1 protein-coding gene is annotated in these 611 nt (G+C 62.4%); it reads right to left on the minus strand.

Features of this window, described 5'->3' with window-relative positions; translation table 11 throughout:
- The coding region (locus tag EOA86_RS37465) for an MFS transporter (RefSeq protein WP_128345883.1) at positions 1 to 611 on the minus strand (611 nt) is incomplete at both ends.

Raw genomic sequence — 611 nt, forward strand, 5'->3', positions numbered from 1 at the left:
CTGACGAACAGCGCCTCGCCGATCATCAGGGAATCGTAGCCGCGGATACGCCCGAGATATACCGGATAGAGATAGGTCAGACCGTAGAGACCGATGCCGATGACGAAGGAGAACAGCGAGCCGAAAGCGAAGTTGACGTTGGTGAAGGCTTTCAAATCGACAATCGGCTCCTCGGCGGTGAAGGCGCGCCAGAAGAACAGCACGGCGCCGGCCGTCATCAGGGTGGCGCAGATGAACACGGCCTGGTCCTGAAGCCAGTCGTTGTTAGGACCTTCCTCGAGCACGTATTCCAGCGAGCCGAGGAAAGCCGCCATGCCGGCAAGGCCCCACCAGTCGAACTTGCGGAACAGGCTGAGATTGGGCTTGTCGAAGTCGATCAGCGACCACGCCGCGGCGGTCACCAGGATGCCGGGCACCACATTGATCAGGAACAGCCAGTGCCATGACGTGGCATGGCTTATATAGCCGCCGACGGTCGGGCCGATGGTCGGCGCCAGCGTCGCAACCAGGCCGATCATCGGCGACACCATGGCGCGGCGCGACGGCGGGAAGATTGTGAAGGCGGCAGCGAACACGCTCGGGATCATGCCGCCGCCGATGAAGCCCTGGAT

The organism is Mesorhizobium sp. M5C.F.Ca.IN.020.32.2.1 (genome assembly GCF_004023105.1).
GTDB classification, from domain to species: domain Bacteria; phylum Pseudomonadota; class Alphaproteobacteria; order Rhizobiales; family Rhizobiaceae; genus Mesorhizobium; species Mesorhizobium wenxiniae.